This window comes from Nguyenibacter vanlangensis (assembly GCF_013376155.1).
Classification (GTDB): Bacteria; Pseudomonadota; Alphaproteobacteria; order Acetobacterales; family Acetobacteraceae; genus Gluconacetobacter; species Gluconacetobacter vanlangensis.
Map to the genome: position 1 here is coordinate 1 of NZ_JABXXP010001176.1, position 615 is coordinate 615.

The following is a 615-nucleotide window of genomic DNA, read 5'->3' on the forward strand; positions in this document are numbered from 1 at the left end:
CGTGCCGTCCGAACTGGCGCGCCGCCGCCCCGACATCCGCCAGGCCGAGGCGCAGTTGCACTCGGCCACCGCCCAGGTGGGCGAGGCCGTGGCCGAGTTCTATCCGCGCGTGACCATCAATGCCGGGTTCGGGTTCCAGTCGCTGTCCTTCCGCGACCTGGGGTTCTGGAACGCAAAGACGTGGAATGTCGGCCCCTCGATCAGCCTGCCGATCTTCCAGGGCGGGCGGCTGCGCGGCCAGTTGGAACTGCGCCACGCGGCCCAGCAGGAGGCCGCGATCACCTATCGCCGGACGGTGCTGGGGGCGTGGCATGAGGTCGATGACGCGCTGACGGCCTATCGCGACGAACAGATGCGCCGCGACAGCCTGCAGCGGCAGGTCGCGTCCGACCAGCGCGCGCTGGACCTGGCGCGCGACCAATATCGCCACGGCATGGTAACGTTCCTGACGGTGCTGGATGCCGAACGGCAGGTCCTGGGGGCGCAGACCGACCTGACGGGCAGCACCGGCGCGCTGTCGCGCGACCTGGTGCAGCTTTACGACGCGCTGGGCGGCGGGTGGGAAAGTGCGTTCCCCGAACGGATGCCCGCCCGCGTCCCGATGGCCGCGCGCGG

1 protein-coding gene is annotated in these 615 nt (G+C 71.1%); it reads left to right on the forward strand.

The window, feature by feature from the left end; genetic code table 11:
* On the forward strand, positions 1-615 hold a 615-nt coding region (locus tag HUK84_RS21965; protein WP_176642013.1), incomplete at both ends, for a TolC family protein.